The organism is Pseudonocardia sp. NPDC049635 (assembly GCF_040659795.1).
In the GTDB taxonomy this organism is placed as follows: Bacteria; Actinomycetota; Actinomycetes; order Mycobacteriales; family Pseudonocardiaceae; genus Pseudonocardia.
Map to the genome: position 1 here is coordinate 1 of NZ_JBFAON010000037.1, position 22021 is coordinate 22021.

General features: G+C 74.4%; 19 protein-coding genes and 1 pseudogene. 6 read left to right on the forward strand and 14 right to left on the reverse strand.

The window, feature by feature from the left end; translation table 11 throughout:
• Positions 1 to 221: 221 nt before the first annotated feature.
• Positions 222 to 1040: an LmeA family phospholipid-binding protein gene (locus AB0J24_RS26985; RefSeq protein WP_358686470.1), complete on the forward strand. Its 819-nt coding sequence runs from the start codon at positions 222 to 224 to the stop codon at positions 1038 to 1040.
• 134 nt (positions 1041 to 1174) lie between these two features.
• On the opposite strand, the gene AB0J24_RS26990 is transcribed toward AB0J24_RS26985, so the two are convergent.
• The 6 genes from AB0J24_RS26990 to AB0J24_RS27015 form a co-directional block, all read right to left on the reverse strand.
• Complete coding sequence (locus AB0J24_RS26990) at positions 1175 to 2677, reverse strand: FAD-dependent oxidoreductase (RefSeq protein WP_358686473.1); 1503 nt, start codon at positions 2675 to 2677, stop codon at positions 1175 to 1177.
• A 15-nt stretch (positions 2678 to 2692) separates the two neighbouring features.
• Complete coding sequence (locus tag AB0J24_RS26995) at positions 2693 to 3607, reverse strand: diiron oxygenase (RefSeq protein WP_358686475.1); 915 nt, start codon at positions 3605 to 3607, stop codon at positions 2693 to 2695.
• 411 nt (positions 3608 to 4018) lie between these two features.
• Complete coding sequence (locus tag AB0J24_RS27000; protein WP_358686477.1) at positions 4019 to 4852, reverse strand: crotonase/enoyl-CoA hydratase family protein; 834 nt, start codon at positions 4850 to 4852, stop codon at positions 4019 to 4021.
• Positions 4849 to 6414, reverse strand: coding sequence for a long-chain fatty acid--CoA ligase (locus AB0J24_RS27005; protein WP_358686480.1), 1566 nt, complete (start codon positions 6412 to 6414; stop codon positions 4849 to 4851). Before AB0J24_RS27005 ends, AB0J24_RS27000 begins: the two co-directional genes overlap by 4 nt.
• 58 nt (positions 6415 to 6472) lie before the next feature.
• On the reverse strand, positions 6473 to 6913 hold the full coding sequence (locus AB0J24_RS27010) for a MarR family transcriptional regulator (RefSeq protein WP_358686483.1): 441 nt from the start codon (positions 6911 to 6913) through the stop codon (positions 6473 to 6475).
• 279 nt (positions 6914 to 7192) lie between these two features.
• Positions 7193 to 8644, reverse strand: coding sequence for an MDR family MFS transporter (locus AB0J24_RS27015; RefSeq protein ID WP_358686486.1), 1452 nt, complete (start codon positions 8642 to 8644; stop codon positions 7193 to 7195).
• Positions 8645 to 8926: 282 nt separating this feature from the next.
• Here AB0J24_RS27015 and idi point away from each other — a divergent pair, with 282 nt between their 5' ends.
• From idi to AB0J24_RS27030, 3 genes are all read left to right on the forward strand, one after another.
• On the forward strand, positions 8927 to 9466 hold the full coding sequence (gene idi / locus AB0J24_RS27020) for an isopentenyl-diphosphate Delta-isomerase (protein WP_358686488.1): 540 nt from the start codon (positions 8927 to 8929) through the stop codon (positions 9464 to 9466).
• Between the two features lie 26 nt (positions 9467 to 9492).
• Positions 9493 to 10491, forward strand: a complete 999-nt coding sequence (locus AB0J24_RS27025) for a small ribosomal subunit Rsm22 family protein (RefSeq protein WP_358686490.1) — start codon at positions 9493 to 9495, stop codon at positions 10489 to 10491.
• Positions 10492 to 10645: 154 nt separating this feature from the next.
• Positions 10646 to 11218, forward strand: a complete 573-nt coding sequence (locus AB0J24_RS27030) for a hypothetical protein (protein ID WP_358686493.1) — start codon at positions 10646 to 10648, stop codon at positions 11216 to 11218.
• A gap of 14 nt (positions 11219 to 11232) precedes the next feature.
• Here AB0J24_RS27030 and AB0J24_RS27035 read toward each other — a convergent pair whose 3' ends face one another.
• Positions 11233 to 12249 (reverse strand): GTP-binding protein, encoded by a 1017-nt coding sequence (locus AB0J24_RS27035; protein ID WP_358686495.1) that lies wholly within the window; start codon positions 12247 to 12249, stop codon positions 11233 to 11235.
• 44 nt (positions 12250 to 12293) lie between these two features.
• Here AB0J24_RS27035 and AB0J24_RS27040 point away from each other — a divergent pair, with 44 nt between their 5' ends.
• On the forward strand, positions 12294 to 13349 hold the full coding sequence (locus AB0J24_RS27040; protein ID WP_358686497.1) for a carbohydrate kinase: 1056 nt from the start codon (positions 12294 to 12296) through the stop codon (positions 13347 to 13349).
• Between the two features lie 4 nt (positions 13350 to 13353).
• Here AB0J24_RS27040 and AB0J24_RS27045 read toward each other — a convergent pair whose 3' ends face one another.
• Positions 13354 to 14412: a family 16 glycosylhydrolase gene (locus AB0J24_RS27045; protein ID WP_358686499.1), complete on the reverse strand. Its 1059-nt coding sequence runs from the start codon at positions 14410 to 14412 to the stop codon at positions 13354 to 13356.
• A gap of 194 nt (positions 14413 to 14606) precedes the next feature.
• Here AB0J24_RS27045 and AB0J24_RS27050 point away from each other — a divergent pair, with 194 nt between their 5' ends.
• The gene (locus AB0J24_RS27050; protein ID WP_358686502.1) at positions 14607 to 15038 is read left to right on the forward strand and encodes a cupin domain-containing protein; all 432 of its coding nucleotides are present in this window, start codon (positions 14607 to 14609) and stop codon (positions 15036 to 15038) included.
• A gap of 37 nt (positions 15039 to 15075) precedes the next feature.
• Here AB0J24_RS27050 and AB0J24_RS27055 read toward each other — a convergent pair whose 3' ends face one another.
• The 6 genes and pseudogenes from AB0J24_RS27055 to AB0J24_RS27080 form a co-directional block, all read right to left on the reverse strand.
• A complete protein-coding gene (locus AB0J24_RS27055) occupies positions 15076 to 16119 on the reverse strand; it encodes a PHP domain-containing protein (RefSeq protein WP_358686504.1) in 1044 nt (347 codons plus the stop codon).
• Positions 16120 to 16129: 10 nt separating this feature from the next.
• Positions 16130 to 17725 (reverse strand): CHAD domain-containing protein, encoded by a 1596-nt coding sequence (locus AB0J24_RS27060; protein ID WP_358686506.1) that lies wholly within the window; start codon positions 17723 to 17725, stop codon positions 16130 to 16132.
• Positions 17726 to 17780: 55 nt separating this feature from the next.
• Positions 17781 to 18883 (reverse strand): annotated as a pseudogene (locus AB0J24_RS27065) (FAD-linked oxidase C-terminal domain-containing protein).
• Between the two features lie 147 nt (positions 18884 to 19030).
• Positions 19031 to 20125: a pyridoxal-phosphate dependent enzyme gene (locus tag AB0J24_RS27070; protein ID WP_358686508.1), complete on the reverse strand. Its 1095-nt coding sequence runs from the start codon at positions 20123 to 20125 to the stop codon at positions 19031 to 19033.
• On the reverse strand, positions 20122 to 21042 hold the full coding sequence (locus tag AB0J24_RS27075; protein WP_358686511.1) for a GHMP kinase: 921 nt from the start codon (positions 21040 to 21042) through the stop codon (positions 20122 to 20124). Before AB0J24_RS27075 ends, AB0J24_RS27070 begins: the two co-directional genes overlap by 4 nt.
• Entirely contained in the window at positions 21039 to 21857 is an 819-nt protein-coding gene (locus AB0J24_RS27080) for a DUF364 domain-containing protein (protein WP_358686514.1), read from the reverse strand. The genes AB0J24_RS27075 and AB0J24_RS27080 overlap by 4 nt, the downstream gene beginning before the upstream one ends.
• Positions 21858 to 22021 lie beyond the last annotated feature (164 nt).

A 22021-nucleotide genomic window follows, 5' to 3' on the forward strand; every position in this document is an offset into this window, starting at 1 on the left:
GGCCCCCTCACGGCCCCGCCCCGCCCTAAACCCGTCCACCCCCCCCGCTCCGGAGCGGGGGTGTTCGACGTGACCGGCCCGGACGTCGGGCCACCGGCCGTTCGCCCACCGCCCATCGGCGCATTCGGCCGGGCCGGTGTTCACCGATGCACCTCGGACCTGCGACGCTCGGAGCAGCCCCACCGGGGCCCGACCCGCGGGCCGAAGGAGCAACGAGCGGAATGACGACACCGAAGCCCGCGACCGCTCCCGGTGTACTCGGGAGCGCGGCGCTGCTGGCGTCGGGCACCGCCCCCGGAACGGCCCTGCTGCTGCGCGCGGTCGTCGAGGCGGTGCGCGTGCGCTATCTGGGCCGGGAGACGACGCTGCGCAGCGGCCAGGGCGACGTCCGGTTGGTGCCCACCGCGGTGACGACCTCCGGCCTGGACCGGCGTGCGCTCGCCACCGGCAGGCTCGACGAGGTACGGCTCACCGCCCGGGACGTCGTCGCACCCGCCGTCCGGTTGCGCGAGCTCACCCTCGTCGCCCACCACGTCCGGATCCGCCCCGCGTTCGCCCCCGAACTGGTCACCGGAGCGGTCGAGCTGACGGCCGAGCTGGACCCGGACTGGCTCGCCGAGCGGTTCTGCGAGCACGCCCCGGGCCTGGAACCGACCATCGACGACGGGGTGCCCCGGGTCCGGCGGCGACACCGGCCGGGTCTCGGCTCGGCCGAGCTGGAGCTCGCCGTGCACGGGCACACCGTGACCTGGAAGGTCGTCGGACTCACCGTGGCGGGACGCCGGATGGGGCCGCCGCGTTCGGCCGAGACGCGCCGGTCGGTCCGCGCGCTGGTGGACCGCAGCCCCCTGCGCGGGATCCGCTCGGGCAGCGTGGCGCTCTCCGGGCTGCCCCCGCAGTTGTTCCTGCACGACCTGCACATCGCGCCGGGCCGGGTCGTCGTGCACGGCAGGCTCGACGGCTGGCGGCGGGCGGTGCCCCCGGCACGGTTCGACGACGTGCTGCGCGGCGCGCTGTCGCTGCTCGTGCCGAGCCGCTGACGGCTACGGGACGGGTTGCGGATGCGGCCCCGGCCCGGCGCACCGGGTCGGGCGCCCGGCCGGCCCCGACCGCAGCGGTGCCCTCGGCTGCCGGCCGGGTACGCCACGCGTGGGGGCCACCCGGTGCTGCCTCGTCAGCTCCGGAGCAGCCGGTGCAGCACCGAGCGCACCGGTGAGGGGTGCCCCGACCGGTCCGGCAGCCGCCCGGCGACCGCGTCGTCCAGCAGCGACCCGATGGTCTCCGCAGCGCAGGTGCGGTTGGCCCCGATGCCACCGGAGGGGCCGCGTTTGATCCAGCCGACCACGTAGTGCCCGGGTCTGCCCTCGACCCGCCCCGCATCGTTCGGGACGACGCCGCGCTCGTCGTCGAAGGGCAGCCCCGGGACCGGGCGTCCGCGGTGGCCGACCGATCGCACCACCAGCCCGGCGGGGACGACGGCCCCGTCGGCGGTGTGCACGGCCTGCACCCGAGCGGACCCCTCGAACCGCTCCGGCGCGGAGTGGAACCGGAACACCACCCGCGGTCGCTCCGCCGGGACCGACCAGTCGATCTTCTCCCGGGCCGCGCCCTGGAGCAGGGCGTGCGCGGCACCGACGGCGGGCCCGTCCAGCGACTCGGTGATGCGCGGGTCGTGCTCGTCGACCAGCACGTCCACACCGGACCGGCCGAGCAGCTCGCGCAGCTCCGGCGCGGTCGCGGCGACCGCCTCCGGCCCGCGTCGGGCCAGCAGCACGACCTCCCGGATCGCGCCCGCACGCAGCGCCGGCGGCACGTGCGCCGCGACCGGGGTGCCTGCCAGGTCGTCCGGGCGGGCGGTGAGCACCCGCGCCACGTCGATCGCGACGTTGCCGGTGCCGACCACGACGACCCGCGACACCGAGGTGTCGACGGCATCGGCGGGCACCTCGGGATGGCCGTTGTACCAGCCGACGACGGTGTCCGCGGCGATGCTGCCCGGCAGCCCGGCACCGGGCAGGTCCAGGTCCTTCGGGACCGGCGCTCCGACCGCCCACACGACCGCGTCGTGCCGCCGGGCGAGCTCGTCGGCGGTGACGTCGCTGCCCACCTCGGTGCCCAGGAGCAGCCGCACCCGGGGGTGGCGGTGGAAGCGGGCGAACATCTCGCCGATCCGCTTGGTCGAGGGATGGTCCGGGGCGACGCCGAACCGGACCAGCCCGCCCGGGGTGTCGAGCCGGTCCACCAGCGTGACCCGGGAGGAGGTGTGCAGCAGCAGGTCCTGCGCGGCGTACATGCCGGCGGGCCCGGTCCCGACGACGGCGACCTCCAGCGGCGCCATGTCGGCGGGCAGGGTGCGGGTGAACGTCGGCTGCTGCCAGGCGTGGAACGTCGGCGACCCCTCCTCGGCCGCCGCCGAGACCGGTCGTGCGGCGTAGAAGTCGGCGTTGACCTGTGCGTACCCGGCCAGCGATGCGCTCAGCCGCTCCACCGGGAACACCGCGTCGACCGGGCACGCGTCCGCGCACGCGCCGCAGTCGATGCAGGTGCGCGGATCGACGTAGAGCATGTCGGTGGTCCCGAAGTCGGGCTCGCCGGGGGCCGGGTGGATGCAGTTGACCGGGCACACCGAGACGCACGAGGCATCGGTGCAGCAGGTCTGGGTGATCGCGAAGGGCACGGTGGGCCGCCGCTGTCAGATCAGGTTCGCGCGACGGTAGAAGTACAGCGCCGGCTTCGTGAGCAGACCGCAGGAGGACAGGAACTCCATCAGGCCGGCGCAGGAGCTGCGCAGCAGTGCCTTGTGGTGCTCGTTGGCCTTCGCCTCGCGCAGCGCGCGCTCCCGGTCGAGGCCCACGTTCTCGTAGACCTTCTCGTTCCACATGCTGGAGACGATGAAGTAGGCCGCCGCGGAGACGTAGAACGCGTTGAACTGCCTGCGCATCCGGCCGGCCCGCTGCAGGTGCTCCCGGGTCTCCTCGCGGGCGAACTTCATGTGCCGCGACTCCTCGACCACGTGGATGTTGGAGACGGTGCGCACGAACGGGACCACGCGCTCGTCGCGCATCCAGTCGCGCTGCATGACGTCGAGGACCTCCTCGGCGACCAGGATCGACGCGTAGGCGGCCTCGCCGCTCGCGGTCGTCTTGAACAGCCTGCCGAGCTCGATGGTGGACCGCTTCGGCACGTAGGCGGGTGCGCCGAGCTTCGCCGAGCCACGGGCGAACATGATCGAGTGCCGGCACTCGTCGGCGATCTCGGTGAGCGCCCACTGGAACGACGGGTCGGTCGGGTCCTTGGCGTAGAAGTCCCGCAGCATCATCTGCTGGAGGATCATCTCGAACCAGATCCCGGTGGAGGCGACCGATGCGGCCTCGTGCCGGGTCAGCTCGGTGCGCTGCTCCTCGGTCAGCTCGTCCCAGTAGGCGGTGCCGTAGAGGCTGCTCCACTCCGGGCTCATGCCGTGCTTGGTGCGGTCGAGCGGGGTCTCCCAGTCGACCTGGGTGGTCGGGTCGAACGACAGCTCCGCGGACGAGCGCAGCAGCCGCTCGGCAGTGTCCTTCCGCTCGGCAGGCTGGTCGGCCCTGGCCTCGGGAACGGTCGCGGTCATCTCGACTCCTCACGGACGACGACGTCGCATGGTGCACGTCAAGTGCTGTAACCACTGGTAACGTTACCACTGGTAACGCCATGATGCACGACGTGCCCGCCGCACGGAACCCCCGGATCGACGGGCGGTGGCGGGACCACCCGCCGGGGCCGCCGGCCATCGGGGAGGGTGACCGGGCGTCGCCGGAACCGCTGCGGACGTGTGACGCCGGACACGTTCGAGAACGCCGGCGCGCCCACCTCGGCCATCAGCCGCAGGGTCGGTGCGGACCGGACGGTCCGCCGATCCGCCGGACACCGGCGTCCGCCCAACCCGGTGGGGCCGAGGTGGGCAGGTACGCAGCGCCGGACGGAATCGGCCTCGGGCGCCGGCTCGACCCGGGCGCGCTCGGCCCCGGGCTCCTGGCGCGGGTCAGCCGCGACCGGAACGGGAGGCCGAGGTACGGGCGTCGTCGACCCGGCCACCGCGGCCGTCGAGGAAGGCTCGCATCCGGGCCTGCGCCTCGTCGCTGCTGGCCGCGACGGCGGCGACCAGCGACTCCAGCAGGTAGCCCTGGGCGGGCGCGGCCTCGGCGATGCGCGGCAGGGCCTGCAGCACCGCGAAGTTGGTCAGGTCGGAGTTGGCGGCGACGGCGCGGGCCAGCCGGAGCGCCTTGGGCAGGCCCTCGCCGGGCCCCACCAGGTGGTGGGACAGTCCGCAGGCGAACCCCTCCGCGGCGTCGAGCACCCGGCCGGTCAGCATCATCTCGGCCATCCGGTGGGCGCCGATCAGCCGGGGCAGGCGGACCGATCCCCCGCCGCCGACGAACAGACCGTGCTGACCCTCCGGGAGCGCGTAGAAGGCGCTCGGTTCGGCGACCCGTACGTGCGTGGCCGCGGCCAGCTCCAGTCCGCCGCCGATCACCGCGCCACGCTGCACCGAGACGACCGGCACCCGGCCCTCGGCCATCCGCTCGAAGGCACGGTGCCACATCCGGGAGTGCTCCATCGCCGCGACGACGTCCCGGTCACCCAGCTCGGACAGGTCGAGCCCGGCGCAGAAGTGGTCGCCCTCGGCGTCGAGCACGACGGCACGCACGCCGCTCGGCGGGTCGGTGAAGAACGCCTCGACGCCCAGGACGGTCGCATCGTCCAGCGCGTTGCGTTTCGCCGGGCGGGCGAGCCGCAGCACCAGCACGTCGTCGTGTCGCTCGGTCGTCAGCGAGGCGGGCAGCGACCGCGGCCCGGCCCGGTCCACCGCGGTCATCGGGCGGCCGCCCGCTCCTGCAGCTCGACCCGCCGGATCTTGCCGGTGGCGTTGCGCGGCAGCTCGTCGACCAGCTCGACGTACGCGGGCACCTTGTAGCCGGCGAGTCGCGCGGCCAGGTACCCGCGCAGCTCGTCCGGGTCGACGACCGCGCCCGCACGGGGCTGGACGTACGCGACGCCGACCTCACCCCAGCGCTCGTCGGCGATCCCGACGACGGCGCAGTCCGCCACCGCGGCGTGCCCGAGCACAACGGCCTCCACCTCGGCGGGGTACACGTTCTCACCGCCCGATATGTACATGTCCTTCACCCGGTCCACGGCGAACGCCCAACCGTCGGGATCGGCCCGCACGACGTCACCGGTGCGGAACCAGCCACCCTCCACCCGGGACCCGATCGTCTCCTCCGGCCGCTCCCAGTAGCCGGGCCCGACGTGCGGGCCGCGGACCAGCAGTTCGCCCGGCTCGGCGTCGACCGGCGCCGGGCCGCCCGCACGCAGGATCGCGACGTCGGTGAAGAAGTGCGGGACCCCGATCGAGGTCGGCGGATGCGCGGCGGTGCCGTCCCGGGTCGCCATGTAGACGCCCGGCGACGCCTCGGTCATCCCGTAGCCCTGTTGCAGGTGCACCCCCCGGTCCAGCCAGGCGCGCGCCACCCGCTCCTGTACCGGCGACCCGCCGTAGACCACGGTGCGCAGCGAGGACAGGTCGGTGGCGTCCCAGTCGGGGTGCTCGCAGAGCATCTGCAGCATGGTGGGCACCGCCGCGAATCCGGTGATCCCGGCGTCGGTGATCCGGCCCAGTACCCGCGCCGGGTCGAAGCGTTCGACCAGCTCCACGCTCGCACCCTTGAACAGCGCGGGAAGGGTGACCTGGCTGAGCCCGACGCAGTGGAACAGCGGCGAGACGCACAGCGTGCGGTCGGTGGAGAGCAGGTCGATGTGTGCGAGCTGGTTGACCGTGTTCCAGGTCAGGTTCCCGTGGGTGAGGATCGCCGCCCTGGGTCGTCCGGTGGTGCCCGAGGTGTAGAGGAGCACCGCCGGGTCGTCCAGGCCGGTGTCCCCGTCGGCGGCGGCCGGGGGGCCGGTCGCGAGACCGGTCTCGAACTCGGTGTCGGCGACGAGGGCCCCGGTGGGACGGGACGGGTCGGGGCGGACCGCGACGAGTCGGCGCACCGACGGCGGCAACGGAGCGGCGTCGGCGACGAGCTCGGCCGCATCGGCGCTGTGGACCAGCACGCAGGCGCCGCAGTCCTCGAGCAGGTACCGCAGCTCCCGGCCGGCCAGTCGGTGGTTGAGCGGGACCGCGATCGCTCCCAGCGACCAGGCGGCGAAGCAGGTCTCCAGCACCTCGACGGCGCTCACGCCCAGATAGGCGACCCGGTCACCGCGGCGGACCCCGTTGCGGGCGAGACCGCCGGCGACCTGGGCGACACGGTGCGCCAGTTCGGCGTAGGTCAGCGACCTGCGCCGGTCGACGAGTGCGGGGGCGTCCGGGCTGATGCGGGCCCGACGGGCAGGCCAGGTTCCCAGGCCGAGGCCCGGGCCGGTGATCGGGCTCATCTCTCCCTCACACGACACGCGATATCAGAATCGTTGACAGCAAAGCTGCTGATACGGATCAGGCGTCGAGACCCGCATCCGCCGGCGGCGGCTCGATGTAACCGTCCGGTTCGGTCAGCGCGTCCAGGCAGCGCTCCAGGTTGATCGTGAAGGTCGCCGCCTCGGCCTGCTCCAGGTTGGCGAGCATCCGCTTCTCCACCTGGTCGGCCGCCTGGTGGCAGGCGGAGAGCATCCGCTCCCCGTGCTCGGTCAACCAGACGCGCAGGATCCGCCGGTTGGCGCTGTCCGCCCGGCGCTCGATGAGCTGGTCGCGCTCCATCCCCGCGACGAGCTGTTGCATCGCCTGCGGGGTCACGAAGTGCCGGCGGGCCAGCTGGGCCGAGGACAGACCGCCCCGACGCTCCAGCACGCTCAGTGCCGTGTACTGGCCGAGCGTCACCCCGAGCGGCCGCAGACGCTCCTCGAGACGGGCCCGCTCGGCCATTTCCAACCGTTTCACCAGATATGTCAGTCGTTGACCGCGCCGCCCGGTGGGCACGGCCGGAGAAGCCGGATCAGTCACGAAAACAAGCGTAACGGCCCTCAACTCTATAACAATGCTCTTGTTATAGAGCTACTTGCTATATAGGGGGTTTCGCGCAGATCTGCGCCCGCACCCGGCGAACTGCGCCGACGCCGGGCCCCCCGTCGTTCCCGTCGGCCACCGGGCGGGCGCCGCAGCCGGGACCCCGGCCGGGCCGACGGTCCGGCACCGCAGCACGGGCGCCGGACCACGGGATCACCCGCCGGTGGCCCCCGCCGCCGCCCGCGGGGCCTCCCGGCGACCGACGAACAGCGCGACCACCAGCACGAGCAGCGACACGAACGCCGCGGTCAGGAACGCCGCGTGCACCCCGGCCGCGTCCACCCCGGAACCGGCCGAGGCCAGCGTCATCACGGTGATGAACAGTGCCGTTCCGGCGGCGCCCGCGACCTGCTGCAGCGTGGTGAGGATGGCGCTGCCGTGCGAGTACAGCTCGCCCGGGAGCGCACCGAGCGCGTCGGTCATCAGCGGCGTGAACATCAGCCCGAGCGCCACCGACAGACCGATGTGCAGCAGGACGACCAGCCAGATCGGCGACGTCGCACCGAGCGTGGTGAACCCCCACATGACCGCGCTAAGCAACAGCGCACCCGGGATCACCAGCGGGCGCGCCCCGACCCGGTCGTACGCCCGGCCGATGAACGGCGCGACCAGCCCCATCACCAGCCCGCCCGGCAGCACCACCAGACCGGCGACGAACGCGCTGCCGCCGAGCACGTCCTGGATGTAGAGCGGCAACAGGATGATCGCGCCGAACAGCGACATGAAGCCGACGGCCACCAGGATCACCGCCATCGTGTAGCGGCGGATCGCGAACGGACGCAGGTCGAGCAGCGGCGCGGCGGTCCGCTGCAGCCGGATCTGCCGGTACACGAACACGGCCAGTGCCAGCAGGCCGACGACCAGCGGGACCCAGGCCGGCAGGCCCTCCTCGCCACCCCCCGCGGCGGCCGACTCACCGATCGCGGACAGGCCGTACACGAGCCCGGAGAAGGCGATCGCGGAGATCAGCACGGACAGCACGTCCAGCGGGGTCTTCGAGGTCTCGGCGGTGATCCGCAACCGGGCCGCGCCGGCCGCCAGCGCCACCAGCGCGATCGGCAGGACCAGCCAGAACATCCAGCGCCAGCCGAGCGCGGAGAGGATCACCCCGGACAGCGCAGGCCCGACCGCGGGCGCCACCGCGATCACGATCGAGATGGTGCCCATCGTCTGCCCACGGCGGGAGACCGGGACCAGCCGCAGGATCGTCGTCATCAGCAGCGGGATCATCACGGCGGTGCCGGACGCCTGCACGACCCGACCCACGAGGAGCACCCCGAAGGTGGGCGCGAGCGCGCAGAGCAGGGTGCCCGCGGCGAACAGCGTCATCGCCGCCAGGTAGACCGCGCGCGGCGGGAACCGCTGCAGCAGGTACCCGGTGATCGGGATGACCACGGCCATCGTCAGCAGGAAACCACTGGTCAGCCACTGCGCGGTCGCCGCGGTGATGTGGAGGTCGGCGATCAGCGCGGGCATCGCCACGCTCATGATCGTCTCGTTCAGGATCATCACGAACGCGGAACCGACGAGTAGCGCGATGATCAGCGGTGCACCCGCCGGGAGCCGTTCGGCCTCGGCGGGCTCGGTCGTCGGCTCGGTCGTCACGGCGGGTCGCCTCCTGTGTGTCGGACGTCGGACCGGTACGGATGCCCGGCCACGGTGGGTTCGGTACTGCACGTTCGGGCCCTGCGGGCTCGCCACCGCGGGATCGAGTCAACACGACACGATCCCGGGTGGCGACCGGATTCGCGGCGCGGACGCTGCGCCGGCCCCGTCCACCGTTGGTGTTCGCAAGTAGAATGACACGCGGGTACGACGGTGTCGGCGACATGGGTGATCCGTCACCGTCGCCGGGCCGGTGCGGACCCGGTCGGGTAGACAGGACACATGGAACAGGTCGTGCTGCTCGACGACGACGGCAACCCGGTCGGGGTCGCCGACAAGGCGACCGTGCACGGCGAGAGCACCCCCCGCCACCTGGCGTTCTCCTGTTACGGGCTGGACGACTCGGGCCGCCTGCTGGTGACCCGCAGGTCCCGGAGCAAGGCCGCCTTCCCGCTCGTCTGGACGAACACCTGCTGCGGTCATCCGGCCCCCGGCGAGGACATCGCGGCCGCGGTGCACCGCAGGCTCTCCGACGAGCTCGGGATCCGGGCCACCGAGCTGCGGCTGGTGCTGCCCGACTTCAGCTACCGGGCGTCCCAGGACGGTGTGGAGGAGAACGAGCTGTGCCCGGTGTTCGTCGCCCGGATCACCGGTGAACCGGATCCCCGGCCCGACGAGGTCGAGGACGTCCGCTGGTGGAGCTGGGAGCGGTTCCGGGCCGCCGCCGACGATCCCGGGTCCGGCCTCTCACCGTGGGCGCGGCTCCAGGTGCCGCTGCTCGACGCCGCCGACGACCCGCTGCTGGCGGCCGCGCGCGGCTGACCGGACCGGGCTGGTGTGATGGAGGCGTGAGTCGCGCGCCCGAGGCCCCTGGCACCGATCTCGCGGCCGATCTGGCCGCGGCACTCGACGACGCGCTCGATCCGGTCCCGGCCGGGCGACTCGGCCCGGTGGTGGACCGGCTGATCGGCGACTACCGCAGCGGGTCGGTTCCCGCCGCACCGATCCTGCGTACCGCCGACGACGCGGCGGCCTACGCGGCGTACCGGATGCCGGCCACGCACGCCGCCGTGCTCGACGTGCTGGGCCGGGCCGCAGGCCGGGTGCCCGAGCCGCGGGAGCTGCTCGACCTCGGCGGCGGCACCGGCGCGGCCGTCTGGGCGGTGGCGCAGACCTGGCCCTCGCTGCGCCGGGCGACGGTCCTGGAGGCGGCCGCGCCGGCCCGCGCGCTGGGGACCCGCCTCGCCGCCGGTGCCACCGCGACCGCCGTCCGGGACGCGCGCTGGGAGCCGGTGGTGCTCGGGACCGGGACCGAGCTCCCCGTGACGGACCTGGTGACGGCCTGCTACCTGCTCGGCGAGCTGCCGGCACCGGTGCGGGACGCGCTGGTCGACGCCGCTGCCCGGGCGGCCCCGGTGGTGGTCGTCGTCGAACCGGGCACGCCGGCCGGGTACGCCCGCGTGCTGGCGGCACGAGCCCGGCTGATCGCGGCCGGGATGAGCATCGTGGCACCCTGCCCGCACTCGGGAGCCTGCCCGGTGACCGGCGAGGACTGGTGTCACTTCGCGGTCAGGGTGAGCCGCAGCCAGCGGCACCGCGCACTCAAGGCGGGTTCGCTGGGTCACGAGGACGAGAAGTTCTCCTACGTCGTCGCGAGCCGCTCCGGCACCGGCGGGCCCGCTCCCGGACGGGTGGTCCGGCATCCGCGTTCCCGCAAAGGACTCGTGACGCTGCGTGTCTGTTCGGCGGACGGGACGCTGCGCGACACCCCCGTTCCACGCAGTCGCCGAGAGCACTTCCGAGCCGCCCGCGACACCGCGTGGGGCGACCCGTGGCCGAACGTCTGACGATCACCGGCAGGCGTGACCGAGCGCACCTCTGTGATCCACGACATTTTCGTTGTGCACCTGTAACACACACCGGCATCGTGGGCGACTGACCGGGCGCGACGGCCATCCGGTGGGCCGCGAGCAGTGGCTTTCTAGTAGATCGAGCACGAGCATGACCGACGTCCCCACCGGTGCCCCCACCGATCGCCTCCCCACCCTCGTGCGTACCCGTCACGGCTACCGGGTGCACGACCCGGCGCTCGTCGCCGGCACCTCCTACGTGATCGACGATGCCGGTGACCTCGTCTGGACCCGGCTCCCCGCGGGTGCGATGACCGCCGGTGCCGTCATCACCTCGCTCGTCGTGGCCGTCACCACGGGTGACAACAGCTGGACCTGGTCGGTGCTCACCTTCCTGGTCGCACTGACCGTGTCCTTCGCCGCCGTGATCGCCGTGCTGTCGGTGATCCACGCGGTCACCGACCCGGTGCGGGCCTACCGCGCACGGTTCGGGCACACCCGGTTCGCGGTCGACGTCACCGACCGGGGCTCAGCGGCGTGGCAGCTCTGCGCCCGCGCGGAGCGGCTCGCCGCGAGCCGGTCCTGGCAGGCCGGGCGGATCGATCCCACCCGCAGCCTCGGCGCGCTGCTGTGGACCGCCGTCGGCGGCGGTGAGGAGTGGGCGGCGCAGGCGCTGCACTCGCTCACCGAACCGGCGACCGGGCCCGACCTCACCGCCGTCTGAGCCCGTCGGCGCGGTCACACCGCGTAGCGGGCCACCGGCAGCAGGGCGTCGGGATCGCGGCGGTCGCCGTCCCGGGCGACGCAGGCCTGCAAGGACCGTTGCAGTGCGTCCTCGTCGAGCCCCGTGCCGATCAGCACGAGCGTGGTGCGCCGGGGCTCACCCGCCTCCCACCGGCTGCGGTGGAACCGGACATAGCGGCCGACGGTGTGCAGGTCCCAGCGCTCCCGGGACGGGGCGGCGGCGAACCGCACCGAGCCCTTGACCCGGTACAGCCCGGCCGGGCGGGCGTCGAGCAGCTCCTGCAGCCGGGCGGCGTCCAGCGGCTCGTCGCAGAGGAACGTCACGCTCTGGTAGCCGGCGTGCAGGTGCGCGGTGTGGTCACCGTCGACGGGGATGTCGCGGACCTGCTCGCCGAGCATCAGCTGGCGGCCGGGGACGATCTCGATGTCGAACAGCAACGCCGGATCGATCATGCCCTCCCGGACCGGGACGATCGGGGCCCGCGGGTTCGCCTCCCGGCAGAGCCTGCGGACCCGCCACAGCGGGCCCGGACCGACCCGGTCGATCTTGTTCAGCACCACCAGGTCGGCCATCCCGACGTGCCGGTCCAGCTGCGGGTGCTGCCGCCGGGTCGCCTCGAACTCGGCGGCGTCGACGACCTGGACCAGCCCGCCGAAGCTCAGGTGCGGGCCCAGCGCGTCGAGCACCAGCTGGACCAGCGTGCCCGGCTCGGCGATCCCGCTGGCCTCGATGACGATCACGTCGATCTCGTCCCGGCGCCGGGTCAGGTCCGCGAGCACCTCGCCGATGCCGCCCTCGCCGATCTCGCAGCACAGGCACCCGTTGCCGAGCCCGACGACGCCACCGGCCTGGCCGGCCAGGCGCATCGCGTCGATCCCGACCGAGCCGAAGTCGTTGACGACCACACCGATGCGCGTGTCCCCGCCGGCGACGAGGAGATGGTTCAGCAGGGTCGTCTTGCCGGCTCCGAGGAACCCGGCCAGCACCACGACCGGGATCTTCCGGGGCACCCGACATGAGTACCACGCTCTGCGATCGTGGCAGAGTTCCCCCTATGCCCGACTCAGCTGCCGGACGCGCACCCCGCGGGACGATCGCCGTCGCCGGTGAGGCCCTCGTCGACATCGTGCCCGCTCCCGTCCAGCGGGGAGCGGACGCGGACCGCGCATCGATACAGCGGGGAGCGGACGCGGACCGCGCATCGATACAGCACTACTGGGAGCTCGCGCCCGGTGGCAGTCCGGCGAACGTGGCGGTCGGGCTGGCCCGGCTCGAGGTGCCCGCCCGGATGCTGGCGCGGCTGGCCGACGACCTGCTCGGGCGCAGGCTGCGCGACCACCTGGCGGCCAACGGCGTCGACCTCTCGCACGCGGTCGAGGCGGACGAGGCGTCGTCGCTGGCGATCATCGAGCTGGCCGACGACGGGCAGGCCATCTACGACTTCCGGGTCGAGGGCACCGCGGACTGGCAGTGGACCCCGGACGAGCTGGCCGGAGCCCTCGACGACGGCCCGGCCGGGCCGGTCGTGGCCGTCCACTCCGGCTCGCTCGCACTCACCACGGCGCCCGGCGCGGAGGTGCTGCGGGAGCTGATGGCGAGCGCCGTGGACACCGCCACCGTCAGCTACGACCCGAACTTCCGGCCGCTGCTGATGGGGTCGCCGGACGAGGTGCTGCCCGGCGTGCACGAGCTGCTCGGCCTGGCCGACGTGGTGAAGGTCAGCGAGGAGGACCTCGCGTGGCTGCACCCGGGACGGGAGCCGGGCGACGTGGTCGGCGAGTGGCTGGAGCTGGGGCCCGCGGTCGTCGTCGTCACGCTGGGGGCGAACGGGGTGCTCGCGGGCACCGCCTCGGGCCTGCACAGCGTGCTGCCCGGGCGGAAGGTCGACGTGGTGGACACCGTCGGTGCCGGGGACAGCTTCTCCGCGGCGCTGCTGGCCGGGCTGCACCGGCGCGGGCTGCTGGGCGCGAGCGCCCGCGAGGACCTGTACCGGATCGGCCGGGACGCGCTGGACGGCGTGCTGGGCGAGGCCGTCACCGCCGCCGCCATCACCTGCTCGCGCCACGGTGCGGACCCGCCGACCCGCGCCGAGCTCGACGCCGAGAGCTGATCCGCTACCGACCGGCCAGCATCGCGTCCTGGGCCTGCTGCTCGTCCGGCGTCAGCTCGCGCGGCGCCCGCTCCGGGTAGTCACGCGGCTGACCGGTCGCGTTCGCTCCCGGTGGCAGGCTCAGCGTCGCGGGCTCGCTCTCCGGGATCGCCCACTGGCTCGCCCAGTCCATGTGCATCGCGGTCGGACCTCCCGCCGGCGGGAAGTAGTCGAGCTGCATGGTCATGTTCATCGGGCGCGGCGGGAAGTGGTCGGTGGTGGTGTTGCTGTACCACTGCTCGCCGTCGACGTAGGCGGTCATCTTCTCGGGCGTCCACTCCAGCGCGTAGGCCGACCACTCGGTGGAGTCGTGCTGCGTGGCGCCGTGGTCCTGGTCGTTGTCCGGCCCGTAGTGCAGGAAGAAGCTCGTCTCCTGGCGGTCGTCGGAGAGGATCTCCATCCAGTCGATCTCGCCGCCGACCGGGAAGTCCTCGGCCACCGGCCAGAGCAGCAGCAGCGCGTTGAGCCCGCCGCTGGCCTCGTCCGACCGGACGCACGCCTCCCAGCGGCCGTGCCGCTGGCCGGGGTGCCAGCTGACCGCGCCGGTGGTGCCCTCGGCGTCGGCGGTGATGGACATGACGCCGTCGGTCACGGTCACCGCGTCCGGGGTTCGGACACCGTTCTTCGCGTGGCCGGGCTCGGGGCCGTAGGGATGCCAGTCCGGCGGGACCTCGTCGACGCCCTCGAAGTCGGAGTGCCGGTCGGGTTCGCCCCAGCCGTACCGCTCGGCCGCGGTCACCGGGCACCTCGACGGGGGCTGCGCCGTACCGGGCTGCGCCGTACCGGGCTGCGCTGTACCGGGTTGCGCCGTACCGGGCTGCGCCGTACCGGGTTGCGCCGTACCGGGCCGGGGCTCCGACGGCGGGTCGGTGCCGGGTCCGGCCGGGCCCGGGTCGCCCCGGCCCACCACCACCGGTGCCGCCGACGCGGCGGAGGTGCCCGCCACGGTGGTCGTCGCCGACACCGCCACCGTCGCGGCCAGCACCGTCAGTGCCGCCAGACCGGTTCTCGTCCTCGTCCGCACCGTGGATCACTCCTGTCCCTCGCGTCACCGCTCGTCCCATCTGACGAGCCGACGGTGCGCGAGGCCAGCGGAAGCACCCGTCCGGGTCTCCCCCGATCAGGGCGGCGCGCACCCCCGGTGACCGGACCCCTTCGCCCCCTCACCCCGGGTGACCCCGCCCGAGCGGCGGCGTCGAACGATGGGAGGGTGGCCGGATGGTCCGTCCTGGTGTCGCTGTCGCGCTGGACCTCGCACCGCACCCCGAGGGCGGCTGGTACCGCCGCACCTGGACCTCGCCGGTCACCGTCGACACGCCGTACGGGCCGCGGCCCTCGGCGACCGCGATCCTCTACCTGCTCGACGAGCCGGGACGCTGGCACCGGGTGCGCTCGACCGAGCTGTGGTGCTGGCACTCCGGCCCGGAGGCCGAGCTCCTCCTCGCCGGTGACCGCGACGACCCCGGTGACCCGGTCGCGCTCCGGCTGGGGCCGCCCGGCCCGCCGGGGGCGGGTACGGCGGCGGTTCTGCCCCAGCGGGAGGTCCCGCCCGGGGTGTGGCAGCGGGCCGCGCCGCTGGGCGAGGGTCCGGTCCTGGTCAGCTGCGTGGTCTCCCCCGGTTTCGACTTCGCGGACTTCGAGCTGCGCTGAACGGATCGGTGCGGACGGTGCGGCGGGCCCGCCACCGTCAGCGGCTCAGCAGTCCGGCCGCGTCGCGGGTGTTGCGGATCCGCCCCGGTTCCACCCCGCAGGCCACCGCCCGGGCGCACCCGTGGTCGAGCCAGTCGAGCTGGCCGGGGGCGTGCGCGTCGGTGTCGATCGTGAACTCGCAACCCGCCTCGACGGCCAGGCGCAACAGCCGCTTGGGCGGGTCCAGCCGCTCCGGGCGCGAGTTGATCTCGACGGCGACGCCGTGCTCGGCGCAGGCGTCGAACACCCGCTGCGCGTCGAACTCCGACTCCGGACGCTTGCGGCGCCCGGTGACCATCCGGCCGGTGCAGTGCCCCAGCACGTCGACGTGCGGGTTCGCGACCGCGGCGAGCATCCGGGCCGTCATCTCCGCACACGGCATCCGCAGTTTCGAGTGCACGCTGGCGACCACGAGGTCCAGCTGCCCGAGCAGTTCCTCGGACTGGTCGAGGCTCCCGTCGTCGAGGATGTCGACCTCGATCCCGGTGAGCACCCGGAACCCGGAGCCACCGGCCGCTATCCGCTCGTTGAGCACCGCGACCTCGTCGAGCTGGCGGCGCAGCCGCTCGGCGGACAACCCGTTGGCCACGGTGAGCCGCGGGGAGTGGTCGGTGACGACGAGGTAGTCGTGCCCCAGCGCGATCGCCGTCTCGGCCATCTCGGCGAGCGGGGAACCGCCGTCGGAGGCGTCGGTGTGGCTGTGGCAGTCCCCGCGCAGCGACTCCCGGAGCCGCTGCGCCGCCTCGGCCAGCGGGACGCCGTCGGCGTCGGCCCGGGCCACCGCGTCCTCCAGCCGACGCAGGTACACCGGCTCCTCACCGGACACCGACTCGCCGACGCAGCGGGCGGTGACCTCACCGACGCCGCGCAGATCGGTCAGCCCACCGGACGCGTGCAGCCGGGCCAGCTCGTCGGCGTCGCGGCCGCGCAGCGCGGCGGCCGCGGCGCGGAACGCGCGGACCCGGTAGGTGGACTCGCCGGCCCGTTCCAACAGGAACGCGATCCGCCGCAGGTCGGCCACGGCGTCGCGGGGTTCGGTCACGCCCGAGAGGCTAGTCCCGCATCCAGCGCCGGGCCCTCGACGTCCACACCTCGGCCCAGACGCCGGGCAGCTGCCGTTCCAGCTCCAGCATCTGGGCGGTGTCCCTGCCGTGCAGCACGCCGAAGGTGAACCCGTTGCCGTTCTCCGCGCCCGCCCGGGCACCGAGGGTGCGCAGCAGGTCCCGGGAGACGACGACGTCCTGGTGGTCGCCCAGCACCCGCTGCACCCGCTTGAGCCGCTTCGCGAACCGCCGGGCGTCGGAGCCGGCGACCGGGCGGACCACCTCGGTGGCGTAGCGGAGCTGCTTGCCGGTCTTGCGGGCGTCGTGCAGCGACACCGGTGCCACCTGCCCGGACTCCAGGTCGCCCAGCGCACGTTCCATCCGGCGGTCGAGCTTGCGGGCGGTCCGGCCGACCATCGCGGGCATCGTCCGCGCGGCCGGGCCGGCCGCCTGCGCCGAGAGCGGCGGATCGGCCAGGAGCCTGCGCAGCGCTCCCTTCAACGCCGCGTACCGGTCGCCGTCGACGACCTCCAGCACGGCCGCGCCGGTCTCGGCGCGGGTCCGGGCGAAGTGCCGGGTGACGGCGGCCTGCACCGGCCCGAGCAGCAGCTCCGGTTCGAGCTCGGCGAGCCGGGCGTCGAGGCGTTCCTGCTGCACCTCGGCGTCGCGCTCCCCGGCGAGCGCGCGACCCAGCCAGCGCAGCTCGGCGATCAGGTGCGCCACCCGGGGGCCTTCCAGGAGCTTGCGGTAGGTGCGCAGGGCGCTGCGTGCGCGCCGGGCGGTGACCCGCATCTGGTGCACCGCGTCCGGTACGCCGTCGCGCAGGTCCCGCTCCCGGGCGGTCAGCGTGTCGACCTGCTCGCCCAGGTAACCGAGCAGCACCGCGCCCGCGCTTCCCTTCCGGCCGGTCCGCCGCGGTGGCTCGGCGACGCCCGCCGCGGTGAGCAGCTCGATCAGCCGCCGCTGGGCGACACCCGGGCCACGACTCAGACCGGTCGTGCGCAAGGCCTCGTCGATCTGCTGGAGCAGCTCGGTCGGGGCCGCGCCGGGCCGCACCACGGTCTCGGTCCAGCTCTCCACCGCGGTGGACGCCCCGAGCGTGGCGACCCGCACCTGGTCGCGGCGCAGCAGGGCCAGCTCGCGGCCGGAGGCGTCGTGCAGCTGCTCGACGGCACGCACCACGTGCACCCGGCCGACCGGCCCCAGCTCGGCGTCCCCGCGGACCCGCCGGACCAGCGTGTCGATCTCCTCCGGGACCCCCCCGGAGCCGGTGTCGCCGCCGGCGCCCTCCACCTGCGGTTCCGGCAGGTCGATGCGCAGCTCCTCACCGGGCTCGCCGTCCGGGAGCCGCAGCACCCAGGCTGCGGTACCGGGTCGCGAGCTCGCCCGGTCCGGCACGACCCGCTCGACGACGAGCTCGATCCCGGCCGCGGACAGCCGCAGGTCGGGAGTGTCGAAGCGCTCCTGCTCACGGACCTCCGCGTCGGTCACCGTCCGCACACCGTGCAGCCCGGGCAGCCCGGTCAGCCGGGGGGCACCGGTGTGCGCCGGTCCGCGGTAGGCGAGTTCGTCGGACGATGTGCTGGTCGTGCGGGTGTCACTCATGCGGTGAGGGTTCCCGTCGACCACCCGGGGTAGTCGCCGCCATCCGGGGGACGGTTCAGACGGCCTTGCCCGGATTGAGGATGCCGTGCGGGTCGAGCGCCGCCTTGACCGCGCGCTGCAGCGCCACCACCCGCGGCCCGAGCTCGCGCTCCATGCCCTCCCGTTTGAGCAACCCGACGCCGTGCTCACCGGTGACCGTGCCGCCCAGGTCCACAGCGGCGGTGATGATCTCGTCGAACGCGGTCCGGGTGCGGCTGCGCGCAGCGGGGTCGTCGTGCGGCGTCAGCATCAGCGGGTGCAGGTTCCCGTCGCCGGCGTGCGCGACGGTCGCGATCCGCACGTCGAGCCTGCGCCCGATCTCCTCGATCCTGCCCAGCATCTGCGCCATCCGGTTCCGGGGCACGCAGACGTCCTCGGTCAGCATTCCCATCCCGAGCTGTTCGAGTGCCGGGTAGGCCATCCGCCGGGCCGCGAAGAGCGCCTCGGCCTCCACCGGGTCGGTGGAGGCCATCGCCTCGCTCGCACCGTGCTCGGTGAAGGCGGCGAGTCGCGGGTGACGCCGTACTTCACGCAGCACAGCCCGCCCGCGTTGGTGGCCACGTTGCCGCCGATCGTCGACCAGGGCGCCGACGCCGGGTCCGGTGGGTACCAGAGCCCCTGCTCGGCACAGGCGGCGCGCAGGTCGTCGTTCACCACCCCCGGTTCGACGACGGCGAGCCGCTCCCCCGGCGAGATCTCCCTGATCGCGGTCATCCGTTCCAGCGACAGCAGCACGCAGCCCTCGACGGCGTTCGCGCCACCGGACAGTCCGGTGCCCGCGCCGCGCGGGACGACCGGGACCCGGTGCCGCGCGCAGGCGGCGACCACGGTGGCGACCTCGGCGGCGCTGCGGGGCCGGACCAGGCACAGCGGGGTGCCGTGCTCGGCCCATTCGGCCTCGTCGTGCACGTAGGGGCGGACGGTGTCCGGGTCGGTGCGGACCCGGTCCCCGGCCAGCGCCCCGGCCAGCTCGGCGAGCACCGCGCGGCCCGCCGGGTCCGGGCCCGACGGGTCCAGCTCCGCTGCGGCGGTCGAGGCACCGAACGGCCTGCCCTCCGGTCGGGCGATCACCGGTGGGCCGTCGAGCAGGTGGTCCCCGACGGGCTCGCGCTCGGACATGCCGATGACGGTAGGTCCCGGCGCGGCGCCGGGCCAGCACCGGCACCGCGCTCGGCCGGTGATCCCGCACTGCGGCCCTCCCGTACCGCACCCGCACCGGGCGGCCCCGTTCCGATCCGTACCGGGGTGCGGCCCCGGCGCGGGCGGTCAGCGGCGGCCCGGGTGCACACCGGCCGGGCGGGACCGCCGGGCCGGGGCCTGGGCCTCGGCGTCGCGCCCCGGTACCGCCGCGGGTGGCGCCGGGGCCCCGGCCCACTCCATCCGCGACCACGGCAACGCCAGCTCGGCGGTGCCGGTGACCGGATGCGGCGCCAGCTGCTCCATCGGTGCCACCTCGGCGTGCCGGGCGAACACCGCGCCGACGTAGCGGTGCCCGGTGTCGGGTGCGACGAACACGACGGTGCGACCCGGATCCAGCTCCCGTTCCCAGCAGGCCGCCAGGTGCGCCGCGCCCGCGGACAACCCGGCGAACACCGCGTGCCGGCGCAGCAACGCCACCGCACTGGAGCACGCGGCCCCGAAGCCGGTCCAGTGCACGACGTCGTAGGCGGCGTGGTCGACGTTGCCGAACGGTATCGAGCTGCCGATCCCGGCGATGATGATGTCCGGATCGGCGACGTGCTCACTGCCGAAGGTGACGCTGCCGAAGGGCTGCACCCCGGCCAACCGGGTCCGCCGTCCGGGCGGGTCGGTGGCCCGCAGGTAGCGGGCCAGCGCACCGGTGGACGCTCCGGACCCGACGCCGCCGACCACGGTCAGCGGGACCGGGCCGAGCGCGTCACGGACCATCTCGGCGACCGGTCGGTAGCCGAGCTGGTGGATCTCGTCGTGGTACTGGCGCATCCAGTGCAGCCGGGGACGGGCGGCCAGCAGCTCGTGCACCCGCGCGACCCGCCGGCACTGGTCGAGCTTCAGGTCCTCGGAGGGCGGCATCGGGTCCAGGGTGGCGCCGAGCAGCTCCAGCTGGGCCCGCACCGCTGCGTCCACGGTGGTCGAGCCGACGATGTGGCAGCCCAGCCCGTACCGGTGGCAGGCGAGCGCGAGCGCGAGCGCGTAGATGCCGCTGGAGGAGTCGAGCAGGGTGTCACCGGGGCCGACCCGTCCGGTGTCGAGCAGGTGCCGGACGGCCGCGTCGGCGCTGAGCACCTTCATCGTCTCGAACCGCACACAGTGGAGACGTTCGCCGAGGTGGATCAGGTCCGGCCGGCCGACGGCGTCGGCGACGTGCCCGACCGGGTTCACCGGCACGCTCCCGCCGCGACCGCCGCCGATCCGGTGCCGACGACGAACGGACCGGTCACCGCGAGCCCGGTGGCGCGCAGCGCCCGGTCGGCCCGCTCGACCACCACCGCCGGATCGGCACCGGCCGGGTCGACGAGGAGCCCGGCGACGCTGCCGCTGTGCGCGATCTGCACGCCCAGCACCCCCGGCACCTCCGCGGCGGCGAGCAACCGGTCCAGCTGGTCGTCGGTGCGGTGCAGGCGGGCGCTGCGGGTGGCGACGGCGGCCACCCCCGCCGGGTCGCCGACCGCCAGCGCGGCGCGCAACCGGTCCCGCAGCTCCTCGTAGGCGTCGACGAGGCGCGCCGCGGGCACCGCGGGTTCCCCGGCCGGGGTGTCGACCGGACGGCCGCCGTCGAGCAGGCAGCCGAGCACCAGCAGCGGGGGCAGCGACGGCCCGAGCACCTCGACCACCACCCCGTCGCGCTGGGCGAACAGCCGGGCGGCCGGGTCGTCGAACATCAGGGGGTCGCTGGCCCCCTCCGCCGCGACCGCGATCCGGGCGACCGTGTGCGGATCGGGGACGGCCCCGCAGGCGTCGGCGACCGCCCGCACCGCGGCCACGACGTCGGCGGTGGACGAACCCATTCCCAGCCCGGGCGTCACCGGCCCGGCCAGCCGCAAGCGGCCGCCCCAGGGTGCACCGGGCGGAGTGACCCGGCGCAACGCGAGCCCGGCGGCGCGGGCCGCCTTGGTCCGGCCCGGTGGGTGGACCGTCACACCGGTCAGCTCCGGATCCGGCCGGAACCGGGCGTGCACACCTGCGGCCGGCGAGGGCAGCGTGACCAGTCCGGGCCGCGGTGTGCCGCCCGGGCCGCGGAAGAAGCCCTGCAGCAGCTCGCCGTGGTGGCAGCCGCTGTATCCGTGGCCGGTCCTCACCGCTCGGCCCGGTACCGGTACAGCGCCGTCGGGTCGGCGCTGAACTGGGAGAACGGGAACGGCTCCGCGGACAGCGCGCTGACACCGTCGCCGAGGAAGGCGCGGGCCACCGCGGCCCCGGTCTGGGCGTAGACGGTCAGCGGCACCCCCCGCTCGCGGCAGCGCGCGACGATCGGGTCGAACGTGGCGTTGGCCAGCGTCATCCCGGTCGCGACGGCCGCGTCGGCGGCGTCGATCACCTCGTCGGCGGAGTCGGAGACCGGATCGCCCCACTGGGTGCGCCGCAGGTCCAGGTCGCACGGCAGGCACTGCGCGCCGCGCGCCCGGATGGCCGCGACCAGCGGGTTCACCACCCCAATCAGGGCCACTCGGGCCCCGGCGGGCACGTCCACCAGCCCGGCGACGGCGGCGTCGCGGGCCAGCGCCCTGGTCTCCGGGGTGCCTGCGGGCAGCTCGACGCGTTCAGCGGCGGGATCCGTGGCGAACGGGCGGGCCGCGGCGAGCCGGGCGTCCAGTGCGGCGATCCGCACCGGACAGGGCTGGTCGGGCGCCATCAGCTCGGTCAGCGGGCGCCCGGAGAGGTCCTGGCAGGCGACCGGGTCGAGCTCACCGGAGCGCACCGAGGCCGCCCCGAACGCGCGTCCGCAGCGGACGAGGACGTAGTGGTTGCGGTAGGTGACCGGGCCGCCGGCCAGGCGGGTCCCGTGACCGAGCCAGAACACGCTGGTGGCGGTGTCGCCGTCGGGCAGGGCCGCCCCGATCCCTCCACCGCCGGTGAGCGCTCTGTCCAGCAGGTCGGCGACGGTCCCGCTCACCGCGGACACCCGGGCCCGGGCCCGCCGTGCGCGCCCCGCGCGTGCGGTGTTCCGGCCGGCCGGTCCGGTTCGACGCTCCGGTCGGCGGGCAGCGGCGGCAGCTCTCGCAGCAGCACGGGATCGGGTGATCTGGTCATGATCTAACGACTATCATTATCGATACG